This is a genomic window from Micromonospora sp. NPDC049366 (assembly GCF_044466625.1).
Classification (GTDB): Bacteria; Actinomycetota; Actinomycetes; order Mycobacteriales; family Micromonosporaceae; genus Micromonospora.
Map to the genome: position 1 here is coordinate 57,394 of NZ_JBITMV010000015.1, position 13,405 is coordinate 70,798.

The window sequence follows — 13,405 nt, forward strand, 5'->3', positions numbered from 1 at the left end:
GCAGGGCGCGCCGCCGTCGGGCGCGGACTCGACGGGCAGCCGCTGCCCACCGCCGGGGCGACGCGAGGCTCACTCGCGGGGAAGGCGTGATGTCACCGGTCGCCGGGCCGAGCAGGATCGACTCCCTTCTCGTGATGTCACGGTGTCCGGCTCGGCCGGATAGCGCGGCATCAAGGAAACGGTGTGGATCACCTCGGCCTCAGGGGGGCCTGTGTTGGGTCACCTCGGCCCCGTTGGCCCCGACGGCGGGGAAGCATGGTGCCGGCCGTGACGTTCAGTCGGATTTGTCCGGCTCCGGAGGGTCGGATCGGGGTGCCCAAAGCCCGGTCGTCTCTCCCAGACCTGCTGCGGATCAACAGGCCCGCACCGTGATCCGGACGATGCGGCGGATCGGGAGACGCTGGCCGTAGATCTTGGTGAGTTGTGGCCCCTCTGGGGGCCTCAATCGTCCAAGATCTGCAAAACCTCGGGTTCGCGCCGCCGGGGGTGGATCGCTGCGGACGCGTCTGTCCGCGTGGTGGTTGGTTGGGGGGTTGTCTGGTTTCGGGTGGGTGGGGTGTCGGGTTTGTGGCGTGGGGTCCTGTGGTCGGGGCCACGGTGGGGTTGGAATGGTGGCTGGGTCGGGGGCGTTGAACATGCTCTGGCGGCCGAGGTAGCAGCCCTGGTTCCGCTGGCCCGGTGGGTTGGTGGGTGCGGGTGAGCGGCCCGGAATGATGGCCCCGCCCCGGTCGTTGGACATGGACCCGGCGATCGGCGAGCCCCGGAATGACGGTGGGCTGCGGGTCGTTGGACATGGACCCGGCGATCGGCGATCCCCGGGAATGACGGTGGGCTGCGGGTCGTTGAGCATGGACCCGGCGATCGGCGGGCCCCGGGAATGACGGCGGGTCGCGGGTCGTTGGACATGGACCCGGCGATCGGCGGGCCCCGGGAATGACGGCGGGTCGCGGGTCGTTGGACATGGACCCGGCGATCGGCAGACCCCCGGGAATGACGGTGGGCTGGCGGTCGTTGGATAGGGACCCGGCGCGGTGAGCCCCCCGGCTCGACCCGGTCGCCGGAACATCCGGTCCAGGTGAGCAAACCTTTCTGCTCCCGGGCCTGTCGGGTCAGGCACACCGCCGACCCACACACCCAAGACTTTCCCCCTTGCTTTTCAGGGCGCCGGTTCCCCGGTGCCGTCCCCGTGCCGATCCTTTCCCCCTGGTCGGTGTGGGCTCCCCCGAGCATTGGAGCTTCTGACATGAACACGATCATGCGTAAGAGCGTTCTTGGTATCGCTGGTCTGGCTTTCGCCGGTGGGATCGCCGGTGGTCCGATCGCCGCGCACGCCGCCACCCCGGCGGTGGACGCGAAGCCCGTCGCCGTCGTGCAGACCGACAAGGTCGATGCGGCGAAGTTGATCCCGCATGGTGTGCAGGGCGCGCAGTCGCACATCGACCTCAACGATGAGCAGGTCGGCAACGTGAAGGCGATCATCGCCGCCACGAAGAAGTCGGGCATGGACGAGCGGGCCGCGGTCATCTCGGTCGCGACGAGCCTGCAGGAGTCGAAGCTGGAGAACCTGGGCCACCTCGGCGACCGTAACGACCACGACTCGCTGGGCCTGTTCCAGCAGCGCCCCTCCTCCGGTTGGGGTAGCCCGGAGCAGATCACCGACCCGATCTACTCCACCCAGGCGTTCCTCAAGGGCCTCAAGCAGGTCGACGGTTGGAAGGACATGCCGCTGACCGAAGCCGCCCAGACGGTGCAGGTGTCGGCCTACCCGGACGCCTACGCCCAGTGGGAGCAGCAGGCCGCCGACCTCGTCGCCCACTACTGGAACAGCTGACCAACAGCAAGAACCACAGCCGCTGGCCGGCACCCCACCACAGGGGTGCCGGCCAGCGGCATGTTCGGCGACGGTCAGGTGGCGCTGATCGTGCCGGTCATGAGCAGGGCCAGGACCAGCGTGCCCAGCGCGACCCGGTAGAGCACGAAGACGTACAGGGTGTGGTGCGCGACGTAACGCAGCAGCCAGGCGATGGCCGCGTACCCGACGCCGAAGGCGATGATCGTGGCCACGACCAGCATGGCGACGGTCGGGGCCGCCGTGCCGGGCGCCGCCGGCTCGAAGACGTCGCCGAGGCTGAACACGCCGGAGAGCACCACCGCCGGGATGGCCAGCAGGAACGAGTACCGCGCGGCCGTCTCGCGGGTGAGGTTCAGCAGCAGGCCGGCGGTGAGCGTCCCGCCGGAGCGGGACACGCCGGGGATCAGCGCCATGGCCTGGGCGAAGCCCATGACGATGCCGTCGCGCATCCGGAAGTTCTCCAGGGTGCGGGTCTGCCGGCCCCAGTACTCGGCGAAGGCGAGCACGAACGCGAACACGATCAGCGTCGTGGCCACCAGCCAGAGGTTGCGGCCGGCGGTGCGGATCTGGTCCTTGAACAGGAAGCCGAAGATGCCGATGGGGATGGTGCCGACGATGACGTACCAGCCCATCCGGTAGTCCAGGCTGCTGCGCACCGAGCGGTCCCACAGGCCCACCACCCAGATGCGGGTGATCCGCCAGATGTCCTTCGCGAAGTAGATGAGCACCGCCGCCTCGGTGCCCAGCTGGGTCACCGCGGTGAACGACGCGCCCGCGTCCCGGCCGAAGAAGATCGCCGAGGTGATGCGCAGGTGCCCCGACGAGCTGATCGGCAGGAATTCCGTGAGCCCCTGGACCAGGCCCAGGACGATGGCCTCGATCCAGGTCACTCGCCCACTCCGGAGAGCTCGAGGGCCTCGGCGACGGTACGCAGGGTCTGCACGCCGCTGTCCCGGTCCGCCACGAACAGGGTCACCGACAGGGTGGTGACGCCCGCGGCGGCGTACTCCCGCATCCGCTCGGCGATGCGCTCCTTCGGGCCGAGCAGCGAGGTGCGGTCGATGAACTCCATCGGCACCGCCGCGGCCGCGTCGCGCTGCCGCTTGGCCAGGTAGAGGTCCTGCACCTCGCGGGCGGCGTCACCGTAGCCCATCCGGGTGGCGAGCTGGTTGTAGAAGTTCTGCTGGCGGCTGCCCATCCCGCCGACGTAGAGCGCGGCGTACCAGCGGACCAGCTCGGCGCAGGAGGCCACGTCGTCGCCGACCACCACCGGCACCGACGGCACCACGTCGAAACCGGCCAGCTCCTTGCCGGCCCGGGCGCGCCCGGCGCGCACCGAGTCGAGCTGCTCCTGGGCGAACTCCGGGGCGTAGAAGACGGCGAGCCAGCCGTCGGCGATCTCACCGGCCAGTTCGAGGTTCTTCGGGCCGACGGCGGCCAGGTAGATCGGGATGTGCTCGCGCGGCGGGTGGAAACCGAGCCGCAGCGCCTTGCCCGGCCCGTCGGGCAGCGGCAGGGTGTAGAACTCGCCGTCGTACGCGACCTCCTTGCGGGAGATCGCCAGCTTCACGATGTCCACGAACTCCCGCGTACGGGCCAGGGGCTTGCCGAAGCGCACGCCGTGCCAGCCCTCCGAGACCTGCGGGCCGGACACCCCGAGGCCGAGCCGGAACCGACCGTCGGACAGCGCGTCGATCGTCGCCGCCGTCATCGCGGTCATCGCCGGGGTGCGGCCGGGGATCTGCATCACCGCGCTGCCCACGTCGATCCGCTCCGTCTGGCCCGCGATCCAGGCGAGCATGCTGGGCGAATCGGAGCCGTACGCCTCCGCAGCCCACACCACCGAATAGCCGAGCCGATCCGCTTCCTGAGCCAGCGCCAGATGATCGGCGGGTTTACTCCACGCCGTCTGGTAGCCGAGGCTGAGCCCGAGTCGCACTGGTCCTCCCCCATCCGCACCACAGGTCGCATCAGGTTACGCAATGGCGGCTGTGCGCTCGATCACCGGCTCACCGACGGCGCCGAGCGGGCCCGGCCGCACGGAGAACCGGCAGAAGTCCAGACATGACGGGAGCGAGGATATCGGTTGCGGCGGGTTCGAAATAAGGTTCACCCATGCAACAGCGACCGCTCGGCCGAAGCGGGCTGGCGGTTTCGCGGCTCGCGCTCGGCACCATGACCTGGGGACGGGACACCGACGCCGACGATGCGGCCGCCCAGCTGAAGAGTTACCTCGACGCGGGCGGCAACCTGATCGACACGGCCGACGTCTACGGCGACGGTGACGCCGAGTCGGTGATCGGGTCGCTGCTCGGCACCCTCGTGCCCCGCGACGAGCTGCTGATCGCCACGAAGGCGGGGCTCCGGCCGGGCAACGGCCGGCGCCGCGACAACTCGCGGGGCCACCTGCTGCGTACGTTGGACGCCTCGCTGCGCCGGCTCGGCACCGACCACGTCGACCTGTTCCAGGTGCACGGGTACGACCCGGACACGCCGCTGGAGGAGACCCTCGCCGCGCTCGACCACGCGGTGGCCAGCGGTCGGGTCCGGTACGTCGGTGTGTCGAACTTCTCCGGCTGGCAGACCGCCCGTGCCGCCGCCTGGCAGACCGCCTGGCCGGGTCGGGCGCCGGTGGTGGCCGCCCAGGTGGAGTACTCGCTGCTGGAGCGGGGCGTGGAGCGGGAGGTGCTGCCCGCCTGCGACGCGCTCGGTCTGGGCGTGCTGCCGTGGTCGCCGCTCGGGCGCGGGGTGCTCACTGGCAAGTACCGGCACGGCCGGCCCGCGGACTCGCGGGCCGCGTCGCCGCACTTCGAGCGCTTCGTCGCCACGTACCTGGAGCCGCGCTGCTCCAGCATCGTCGAGGCGGTGGCCACGGCCGCGGGCGGGCTCGGCGTCTCCCCGCTGGAGGTGGCGCTGGCGTGGATCCGCGACCGGCCCGGCGTGACCGCCCCGATCCTGGGCGCCCGCACGGTCGGTCAGCTGCTGGGCGCGTTGCAGGTGGAGCGGATGACCCTGCCGGAGGAGATCACCACCGCGTTGGACGACGTGTCGGCGGTGCCGGTCGGCTACCCCGAACGCGACAGCTGACTCTCCGGGGCCGACCGGCTCCGGAGGCGACGCGGCGGGCCGGCGGCCGACGCGACAGAGCCGGCCCCGGGGGGCCGAGCCGGCCAGCGGTCAGGTCAGACGGTCGGCCGACGGCCCGGGATCTCCCGGATCGCGGCCAGGAAACGGTAGTGGTCGTCGCGGATCGTCGGGTGGACCACCCGGATCCACGAGCCGTCGTCGAAGACGATGGTGGACGGGAACTGCACCAACCGCGCGTTGCCGTGCTCGGAGTCGATGCGGGCCACCCGGCTGCGCTCCACGCTCCACAGGATCCTCGGCTGCCGCCGGTCGGGCTTGTCCGGCGGCGGGCGCAACCCCATCCGCAGCAGGTAGAGGTGGGTGTCCGTTACCGCGAGCGGCGTCCCGGTGTAGCGCTCCAGGAACAGCAGGAGGCTGCCGGCGAGGCTGGCGAGGTCGCCGCTGAAGACGTAGCGACGCCGGTAGGCGATCTCGGCGAGCTGGTCGGCCAGCGGCCGGTAGAGACTGAGCCGGAACAGGGCGCGGAACGCCTCCTGCTCCTCGGTCAGCGGGATCGGCTCCCGCTGCGCCGGCAGGTGCGGCGGGACCGACAGCGGTGCCGGTTCGTCGCCGGCGCCGGCGGCCACGGCCGCGGCCTTGCCGGGCAGCAGCAGCACGCCGGCGGCCATCCGCACGGGTGTCATCACCGCCTCGACCCAGGCCACCGGGTTGACGATGTTGAGCAGACCGAACAGCAGCCGCGGGTCGAGCGAGTCGGCCAGCTCACCGGCAACCTGGTCGGCGAGCTGGCTGCCCGCCCGATGCGTCTCCGGCGTACGGATCGGAATGACGCCGGCGTAGCGCAGCTCCTGACCCGGCAGCAGCGGCGCGACGAGCGCCCGCTCCGGCTCGTCGTTGCCGCGCAGCTCCTCGCGGAGTTCGCGGGCCTTGTCGCGCGCGGCGCGCGCGCCACCGACCACCGCGTCGGCGAACCGGCCCAGCCGACTCCGCTCCCCAGACGTCACGCGTTACCTCCTCGACCGGTCAACGACCCGCGGGCTGCTCGGAGGGCGGCTGCCCGAAGACATTCTGGTCGATCCAGTCGGCGCCGTCCTGCACCGCCTGGCCGACCTGGTCGCTGACCAGGTCGGAGCCCGGCACCGACAGGCCACTGACGAGGGCCACCGAGCCCCAGGTGACACCGTGGACGACCGAGTTCGGCACGTTCCACGGCAGGTTGGTCGCCCAGTCCCGGGCGATGACCCGGGCGCCGTCGGTGAGGCCGTGCGCGCGCAGGGCGGCGGCCCGGTCGAGGGTGCCCATGTCGAACGGCGAACCGGACTTGCCCAGCTTGAAGGTGCCCTTGGCCGGGTCGGTGACCTTGTGGTACCACTTGTCGGCCTTGCCGGCGGCGCGCCGCTTGTTGACGGACTTCATGCCGCGACGCAGCGCCCGCTGCTTGTCGACCAGCTTGTCGAGGTGGCTGCGCAGGCGGTGCAGGTGGTGGAGCACCTTCTGCAGCAGTCGGATGACCTTCTGCAGGTGCATGGCGAGTGGCCGGATGAACTGCCCGAGCGCCCGGGTCACCGTGATCATGCCGCGGGTCACGGACATGGCCACGCCGGTCGCCCAGGACGCCCCCATCGTGAACGGCGCCATCAACAGGGCGGTGACCAGCGTGACGAGCAGCCAGTTGACGAACTCGACGCACAGGTCGACGAGGACGTCGTGGGTGACCTGGAGGGCCTCGGCGACGTTGCGCAGGTACTCCGCCGTCGCCGCGAACTGGTCGGCGACCTCCATCAGCTGCTGCTCGACCTCGTCGAGCCGCCGCCCGTACGCCTCGCCGGCCGGTGACCGCCACCCCACCTGGGCGGCCTCGCGGGTGCCGCGGTGGTTCTGTGCCAGCTCGCGCACCTTCGTGGCGAGCGCGTCCCACTCGACGGCCTTGGCCTGCAGGGCGGCCGGCTCCCCGTCGACCATGTCGACCAGTTGGATCAGCGGCCAGGCGAGGGTGCGGCAGACGCTGTCGACCGCGGCCTCCACGCCGGAGAGCGCGTTGTCGAGGCCGTTCCAGAGTTGGACGGCGCTGCCGGCGGGCCCGCTCACCGGCCCATCCCCGACTGGATCGCCTTGAAGCCGGCGTCGATGTCCTGCTCGTTGCGCTCGTAGGCGTCGACGGTGTCGGACAGCGCCGAGGCGACCCGGCCGAACGCGGCCTGCGCGGCGCGGAACAGATCCGTCCCGCCGGTGACCTGCTCGGCGTACTTGGCGCGGAGCATGTCGCTGGCGAACGGCAGGTGACCGAAGGCGTCCGACGGCACGTCACCGGCGGCGGTGAGCTGCGCCTCCAGCGCGGTGAGCGTGCTGGTCACCTGCTTCGCGGCGGCCTCCAGCCGGCGGACCGCCTGCTCGTCGACCTCGATGTCCGATGGCATGCCGTTCCTCCCCCGTGTGTCCGGCGCTCCGACGATACGATTCCCCGGCCACCGGGCACCACCCCGGTCCACCGTCCACGGGGGAGGGACCTCATGACTGATCCGATGTCCGCGTTCGACGCGCTCGCCGGGCGGATCGCCGACATCGAACGCCGGTTCGCGGGGCTGCGCGACGATCTGACCGAACTGTCCGCCACGGCGTCCGACGAGAGCGGGCTGGTGTCCGCGACGGTGGACGCCACCGGCGCCCTCACCGGCGTCACCTTCGCGCCGGCCGCGCTGCGCGCCGGCACCGAGGCGCTGGCCGAGCTGGTGCTGGAGGCGTACGGGCGGGCCCGGGCGACCGCGACGGAGCAGGTCGAGGAGCGCACCGAAGGGCTGGACGCCACCCTCGGGGCGGGGCTGGGCGAGCTGTTCGGCAAGCCCGGCGACTTCTCGGCCCTGGGCCGTCTGGAGGAGACCATCGGCCGGCTGGGGCGCCTCGACGGCCGCCTGCCGGGCTCGCCGGCATGACACCGACCTGGCCGGAGATCGTCACGCGGCTGCGGGACACGCTCGCCCGCTGTGACCGGGACACCGACCTGGAGCTGTCCACCGGGGCGCGGAGGATGCGGCTGCTGGTGCGCCGCGACGTCATCCGGGTGGTCTGCCCGGGCTACGACGAGGCACGCCTGGCCGCGCTCGGCTGGCACCGTCCGGTCGGCGGGGCGCAGTGGTGGTACGAGACACCGCGCACCCCGCAGCGGCTGGAGCCGCTGAGTGTTCTGGTCGCCCGTACGGCCGCCGAGGTGCTGACCGACGACCCGGGCACGCTCTCCTGCCGACCGGTGCCGGCGGCCGGCGCTTCGGCCGCGGGCGGGGCGCACCGGGCAGACCCGGGCGTCATAGCGGCCGTGCCGGGGCCGCGCCACGCCACGGCCGCCGAGCCGGCGACCGGCGCGCCCGGCGGCGGCGCGGGACCGGTCGCGCCGGCGACCGGGGTGCCCGGGGGCGCCGTCGGGTCGGCCGACCCGACAGTGGTGGAGCTCCTCGACGCGGCCGCCGACCGGCGGGACCTGCCCGGCTACCTCGGGGTGCTGGCCGGGGCCACGGTGTGCGTCCCCCTGGCGGGCGAGCCGACGCCGGGCGGCGACTTCCCGTGGACGGTCGTCGCCGACGCGACCGGCGGGCACCTGCTGCCGGTGTTCACGTCGCCGGCCGCGCTCACCGCCTTCGCCGGGGACGGGGTGCCGTTCGTCGCGCTGCCCTGCGCCGAGCTCTTCGAGGACTGGCCGGACCCGTCGTGGGGGCTGGCGGTGGACCCGGGCAGCCCGCGCGCGGTGGCCCTGTCCGCGCCGGCCCTGGCGGCCCTGATCGTGGCCAACTCCCCGACCGGCTGACGGGCGCCGCCCACCGTCGCCGGGCGGAACGGACGCGGCGCGGAATCGACCGGCCGGCCCCAGGGTGGCACGAACCACCGCGACGGCGGCGTCGGTCACCCCGCCGGGGGTGGCAAACGGCCGCCGAGCTGGGCAGCATAGGGCCATGGACTACGAATACGCGCCGCTGCGGTTGCCGCCGAACGTCGACCGGTTGACCGCCGCGGCGCAGCTGGCGATCCAGGCGGAGTTCTCCGGATGGGAGTTGGCCCGGGTGCGGCTGTTCCGCGACGGGACGCGGCAGGTGATGCTGCGCCGCCGGCGGGTCAACCAGCCGCAGCCGGGCCTGTCGTACTGAGCGGCCCGCCCGGCGTACGCCGGAGGCCGTGCCCCCGGGGCCGGGCCGGATCGGCCGGGCCCCGGGGCGTCGCGCCCTAGTGGGCGTGGTCGTGCTCCTCGTCGAGGTCGAGGAACGGGTGCTCGTCGAGGCGGCCGATGAGCCGGTCGTCGGCGGCGGGCTGGAAGGGCCCCGCCGGGTCGTCGTCGTCGAACGACTCCAGGTCGACGGGCGTGCCGACCTCGCTGACCATGACCACGCCGTCGAGCGGCTCCAACTCGGGAACGTCGAGCGCGCTGAGCGAACCGTCCCCGTTCTGCAGCAGCTCCAGCACCGCCTCGCCCACGCCCTCCACGGGCGCCGGCTCGTCGTCCTCCGGGGTGCCCTCGCGGCGGGCGATCTCGGCGACCCGGATCAGCGCCGAGACGCTGGGAACCCGGTAGTCCCGGCGCTGGCGCACCGAGATGACCCGCGGGTGCGGGTCGGTGGCCTCGACGCCCTCGCCGCCACCGAAGCGCTCGTCGGCCTCGTCGGGGTCGATCGAGTCGACGTCCCACGGGGTGACCTCGCCGAAGGCGTCGAGGAGTTGCTCGTCGTACGCGTAGGAGGCGTTGTTCAACGCCACGTACGCCTGCCAGACGTCGTCGTCGTCGATGCGGCCCTGCGCGGCACGTACGGCGGTGAGGTGCCGGCGGGCCGCCTCGATCACCCGCTCGAGGGCGGCGTCCAGCTCACCGTGCTGGTCGGTCATGGGAGGGTGTCCCTTCACGATGGGGAGGTTCCGCGCCGGGTGCGGCTAACGGACACGGGCTAGCAGGTGCGGAGGAACCGGTCCAGAACCCGCACGCCGAACTGTAGCCCGTCGACCGGAACGCGCTCGTCGATGCCGTGGAACAACGCGGAGAAGTTCAGGTCGGGCGGCAGCCGCAGCGGGGCGAATCCGAAGCAGCGTACGCCCATCTGGGAGAACGCCTTGGCGTCGGTGCCGCCGGAGAGCATGTACGGCACCGGGCGCGCCCCCGGGTCCTCGGCGCGCAGCGCGGCCGACATCGCGTCGACCAGGTCGCCGTCGAAGGTGGTCTCCAGCGCCGGCTGCCGCTGGATGTACTCGATCGCGATGTCCGGGCCGACCAGCTCGCGCAGCTGCTGTTCGAGCAGCTCCGACTGGCCGGGCAGGCTGCGGCAGTCGATGGTGGCGGTGGCCCGGCCGGGGATGACGTTGTCCTTGTAGCCGGCGGCCAGCCGTGTCGGGTTGGCGGTGTTGCGGATCGTCGCGCCGATGAGGTTGGCGATCGGGCCGAGCTTGGCGATCGCGGTCTCCGGGTCGTCCGGGTCGAGCGCGACGCCGAGCAGGTCGGAGACCTCATCCAGGAACGCCCGCACGGTCGGGGTGACCACCACCGGGAAGCGGTGCCGGCCGATGCGGGCCACCGCCTCGGCGAGCGCGGTGACCGCGTTGTCGTCGTGCACCATCGAGCCGTGCCCGGGGCGGCCCTTGGCGTGCAGGCGCAGCCAGTCGAGGCCCTTCTCGGCCGTCTCGATCAGGTAGAGGCGCTGCGAGTCGTTGATGGAGTAGGAGAAGCCGCCGACCTCCCCGATCGCCTCGGTGCAGCCGTCGAAGAGGTCCCGGTGCCGCTGCACCAGGAAGTGGGCGCCGTAGTCGCTGCCCGCCTCCTCGTCGGCGGTGTAGGCCAGCACGATGTCGCGGGCGGGGCGGACGCCGGTGCGCTGCCAGTGCCGCACCACCGCGAGCACCATCGCGTCGAAGTCCTTCATGTCGATGGCGCCGCGACCCCACAGGTAGCCGTCGCGGAGCTCACCGGAGAACGGGTGCACCGACCACTCGTCGGCGTCGGCGGGGACGACGTCGAGGTGACCGTGCACCAGCAGAGCGCCCCGGCTCGGGTCGGTGCCGGCGATCCGGGCGATCACGTTGGCCCGGCCCGGCGCGGACTCGTGGATCTCGGCGGCGATGCCGACCTCGGCGAGCTTCTCCGCCACGTACTCGGCCGCGCGGCGCTCCCCCGCGCTGGTGTCGTTGTCGCCGGTGTTGGTCGTGTCGATCCGGAGCAGGTCGCGGCAGAGGTCGACGACCTCGTCGGTGGGATCGGGTCGGGCGGGGGCGGCGTCGCTCGTCATCGCTTCTTCATACCAGCACCGCCCGCGCCCACCGGCCTCGACCGTCCGGCCCGCGTCGGCCGCGCCGCGGTGCGGCGTCGCCCCGCCGCCCGCGCGTCCCGACCAGCGGACGGTTTCGCGGCGTGCCCGCCCGGGTAGAGCCGCCCGCGACCGAACGTCCCCGCACCGCCCCCGCGCGAGGAGGGCAACCATGACCGTCCCCCTGCCGCCGCTGCCTCCGGTCCCCGACGAGGGCTACCGGCCCGGCGGGCGCAGCGTCGCCGACATCGTCGACCGGGAGCACCGGCAGCTGCTGGAGCTGGTCGCGCAGCTCACCGGCCCGGACGCGGTGCCCGCCGAGGGCCTGCCGGTGCTGACCGCCGCGCTGTCGCGGCACCTCTCCGGCGAGGAGCAGTACCTGTTGCCGGCTGTCCGCTCGGCGCTGCCCGACGCGACCGACCGGGTGGAGCGGGAGATCGACGCCGACGCCGCCCTGCTCACCGCGTTGCAGGCGCTGACCGAGGACGGGCTGGCGGAGGTGGCGCAGCGGGTCCGCCGCCACGTCGACGGGGTGGGCGCGCTGGTCCGGGAGCTGCGCGCGGTGGCCACCGAGGAGGAGCTGATCCGCCTCGGTAACCGGCTGGAGATCGCCGAGGAGGCGGCACCGACGCGTCCGCACCCGGGCACCCCGGCCACCCCACCCTGGAACCGGGTGGTGGAGCCGGTCGTGGGTGTCGTCGACAAGGTCCGGGACGTGGTGACCGGTCGTCCGACGTACCTCGCGGACCTGCCGGAGCCGCCGCGCGGCTGACGGGCGCGACGGCGGGTGCGGTCCGCGCAGGTCGCGCGGCACCGGTCATCCACCGTCACCGATCCATCCAGGCCCTTCCGCAGGTCCGGCTGTGGTCCTACCGTCACCGTATGAATCTGGAGCTGCGACACCTGCGGGTGGTCTGCGCGATCGCCGAGACCGGCAGCGTCACCAAGGCGGCCTCCACCCTCGGCCTGGCCCAGCCGGCGCTCACCGCCCAGCTCCAGCGGATCGAACGGACGCTCGGCGGCCCGCTCTTCGAGCGGGACCGCCGCGGCGCCCGGCCGACCGCGCTCGGTGAGCTGGTGCTCGCCCGAGCCCGGGTGCTGCTGCCGGCGATGAAGGGGTTGCAGGACGAGGCGGCCCGGCTGGCCGGCGCCGCCGACGCGCCGCGCCGCTACCGCTTCGGCGGAGTCAACAGCCCGATCCTCGGTCGGCTCGTGCACCGGCTCGCCGCCGAGCAGCCGCAGGCGCAGATCACCACGTACGCGTCGTGGTCGGTGGACGAGTTGGCGCAACTGGTCGTCGGCGGGCGGCTGGACTTCGTGCTGACCGGGGTCTGCGGCGATTCGAGCCCGTCGGCGGCGTCCGGGCTCAGCTGGCGGGAGGTCGCCGTCGACCCGGTGCTCGTGCTGCTGCCGGAGACCCACCCGCTGGCCGGCCAGGAGGAGGTACGCCTCGTCGACCTGCGCCACGAGCAATGGGTCGCCGCGCCGGGCGACGGGTGCTTCGGCGACTGCTTTGCCGCCGCCTGCGCCCGGGCCGGTTTCACCCCCCGCAAGGTGTACGAGGCCGACATCCGCGCCTGCATGGACCTGGTGGACGCCGGCGCGGCGGTCGCGCTGTGCCAGGCCACGTTCCGTCCGGTGGCCGGCCTGGTCACCCGGCGGTTGGCCGGCGTGCCGCTGCGCTGGCGGCTGATGTTCGGCTGGCACCCCGACTCCCCCGCCGCCCGGGTCGCCGAGCTGGTGCTGGAGACGGCGAAGGCGGCGTACACCGATTCTCTGGCCGCGCACCCGGACTACCTCACCTGGTTGACCCGCAATCCCGCGTTCGGGGTGCGCCGGCCGGCGACGGCCGGCCCGGTCGGCGGCACCGGCGGGGTGCGAACGGCGTGACGCCGGGTATCACCGCCCCATGACCGACCCGAACAACGCCTCCGACGACCGTCAGCTGCTGCGCCGGGCCGCCGCGGCCCACTCCGCCGCCGCCCAGGACGTGGAGGCGTTCCTCCGCCGGCTCCCCGACGTGCCCGGTCCCGCCGAGATCACCGAGTACGCGAACCTGCTCACCCGGGAGGAGCAGCTGCGCAACGACCGGGCGACGGCCGCCGACGCCGCCGGCCTGACCATCGGCAGCCTCGAACCCGACCAGGGCCAGTAACCCCACCCACCCACCCTGGACCCGGTGAGGCCGCGCGCGGGT

General features: G+C 73.1%; 15 protein-coding genes. 8 read left to right on the top strand and 7 right to left on the bottom strand.

The features are described from left to right. Positions 1–1,243: 1,243 nt before the first annotated feature. Complete coding sequence (locus ACIBTV_RS21380) at positions 1,244–1,831, top strand: hypothetical protein (RefSeq protein WP_396707360.1); 588 nt, start codon at positions 1,244–1,246, stop codon at positions 1,829–1,831. 74 nt (positions 1,832–1,905) lie between these two features. Here the strand turns inward: ACIBTV_RS21380 and ACIBTV_RS21385 are convergent, their stop codons facing one another. Next, positions 1,906–2,742 carry an undecaprenyl-diphosphate phosphatase gene (locus tag ACIBTV_RS21385; protein ID WP_396707362.1) on the bottom strand — a complete coding sequence of 279 codons (837 nt, stop codon included), beginning with the start codon at positions 2,740–2,742 and terminating at the stop codon, positions 1,906–1,908. Continuing rightward, a complete protein-coding gene (locus tag ACIBTV_RS21390) occupies positions 2,739–3,791 on the bottom strand; it encodes an LLM class F420-dependent oxidoreductase (protein ID WP_396707364.1) in 1,053 nt (350 codons plus the stop codon). The genes ACIBTV_RS21385 and ACIBTV_RS21390 overlap by 4 nt, the downstream gene beginning before the upstream one ends. 176 nt (positions 3,792–3,967) lie before the next feature. On the opposite strand from ACIBTV_RS21390, the gene ACIBTV_RS21395 reads away from it, so the two are divergent. Then, positions 3,968–4,939: an aldo/keto reductase gene (locus ACIBTV_RS21395; RefSeq protein WP_396707366.1), complete on the top strand. Its 972-nt coding sequence runs from the start codon at positions 3,968–3,970 to the stop codon at positions 4,937–4,939. 95 nt (positions 4,940–5,034) lie between these two features. On the opposite strand, the gene ACIBTV_RS21400 is transcribed toward ACIBTV_RS21395, so the two are convergent. The 3 genes from ACIBTV_RS21400 to ACIBTV_RS21410 are packed head-to-tail and all read right to left on the bottom strand — an operon-like array spanning position 5,035 to position 7,356. Then, positions 5,035–5,943 carry a hypothetical protein gene (locus ACIBTV_RS21400; protein ID WP_396707367.1) on the bottom strand — a complete coding sequence of 303 codons (909 nt, stop codon included), beginning with the start codon at positions 5,941–5,943 and terminating at the stop codon, positions 5,035–5,037. Between the two features lie 19 nt (positions 5,944–5,962). Then, positions 5,963–7,027 (bottom strand): WXG100 family type VII secretion target, encoded by a 1,065-nt coding sequence (locus ACIBTV_RS21405; RefSeq protein WP_396707368.1) that lies wholly within the window; start codon positions 7,025–7,027, stop codon positions 5,963–5,965. Next, the gene (locus tag ACIBTV_RS21410; protein WP_396707370.1) at positions 7,024–7,356 is read right to left on the bottom strand and encodes a hypothetical protein; all 333 of its coding nucleotides are present in this window, start codon (positions 7,354–7,356) and stop codon (positions 7,024–7,026) included. The genes ACIBTV_RS21405 and ACIBTV_RS21410 overlap by 4 nt, the downstream gene beginning before the upstream one ends. Before the next feature lie 93 nt (positions 7,357–7,449). Here ACIBTV_RS21410 and ACIBTV_RS21415 point away from each other — a divergent pair, with 93 nt between their 5' ends. The 3 genes from ACIBTV_RS21415 to ACIBTV_RS21425 all read left to right on the top strand — a co-directional run bounded on the left by ACIBTV_RS21415 (position 7,450) and on the right by ACIBTV_RS21425 (position 9,072). Next, positions 7,450–7,869, top strand: coding sequence for a YbaB/EbfC family nucleoid-associated protein (locus ACIBTV_RS21415; RefSeq protein WP_396707371.1), 420 nt, complete (start codon positions 7,450–7,452; stop codon positions 7,867–7,869). Then, complete coding sequence (locus tag ACIBTV_RS21420; RefSeq protein ID WP_396707372.1) at positions 7,866–8,735, top strand: SseB family protein; 870 nt, start codon at positions 7,866–7,868, stop codon at positions 8,733–8,735. Before ACIBTV_RS21415 ends, ACIBTV_RS21420 begins: the two co-directional genes overlap by 4 nt. 145 nt (positions 8,736–8,880) lie before the next feature. Next, positions 8,881–9,072 (top strand): DUF5703 family protein, encoded by a 192-nt coding sequence (locus tag ACIBTV_RS21425; protein ID WP_039906151.1) that lies wholly within the window; start codon positions 8,881–8,883, stop codon positions 9,070–9,072. A gap of 76 nt (positions 9,073–9,148) precedes the next feature. Here the strand turns inward: ACIBTV_RS21425 and ACIBTV_RS21430 are convergent, their stop codons facing one another. Together ACIBTV_RS21430 and ACIBTV_RS21435 are read right to left on the bottom strand one after the other, a co-directional pair. After that, positions 9,149–9,802, bottom strand: coding sequence for a hypothetical protein (locus tag ACIBTV_RS21430; protein WP_396707373.1), 654 nt, complete (start codon positions 9,800–9,802; stop codon positions 9,149–9,151). A 59-nt stretch (positions 9,803–9,861) separates the two neighbouring features. Next, the gene (locus ACIBTV_RS21435) at positions 9,862–11,190 is read right to left on the bottom strand and encodes a M20/M25/M40 family metallo-hydrolase (RefSeq protein ID WP_396707375.1); all 1,329 of its coding nucleotides are present in this window, start codon (positions 11,188–11,190) and stop codon (positions 9,862–9,864) included. A 190-nt stretch (positions 11,191–11,380) separates the two neighbouring features. Here ACIBTV_RS21435 and ACIBTV_RS21440 point away from each other — a divergent pair, with 190 nt between their 5' ends. The 3 genes from ACIBTV_RS21440 (at position 11,381) to ACIBTV_RS21450 (ending at position 13,363) form a co-directional block, all read left to right on the top strand. Next, positions 11,381–11,980 carry a hemerythrin domain-containing protein gene (locus ACIBTV_RS21440; RefSeq protein ID WP_396707377.1) on the top strand — a complete coding sequence of 200 codons (600 nt, stop codon included), beginning with the start codon at positions 11,381–11,383 and terminating at the stop codon, positions 11,978–11,980. Positions 11,981–12,090: 110 nt separating this feature from the next. Continuing rightward, on the top strand, positions 12,091–13,098 hold the full coding sequence (locus ACIBTV_RS21445) for a LysR family transcriptional regulator (protein ID WP_396707379.1): 1,008 nt from the start codon (positions 12,091–12,093) through the stop codon (positions 13,096–13,098). A gap of 19 nt (positions 13,099–13,117) precedes the next feature. Then, positions 13,118–13,363, top strand: a complete 246-nt coding sequence (locus ACIBTV_RS21450) for a hypothetical protein (RefSeq protein ID WP_396707381.1) — start codon at positions 13,118–13,120, stop codon at positions 13,361–13,363. The last annotated feature ends 42 nt before the right edge of the window (positions 13,364–13,405 follow it).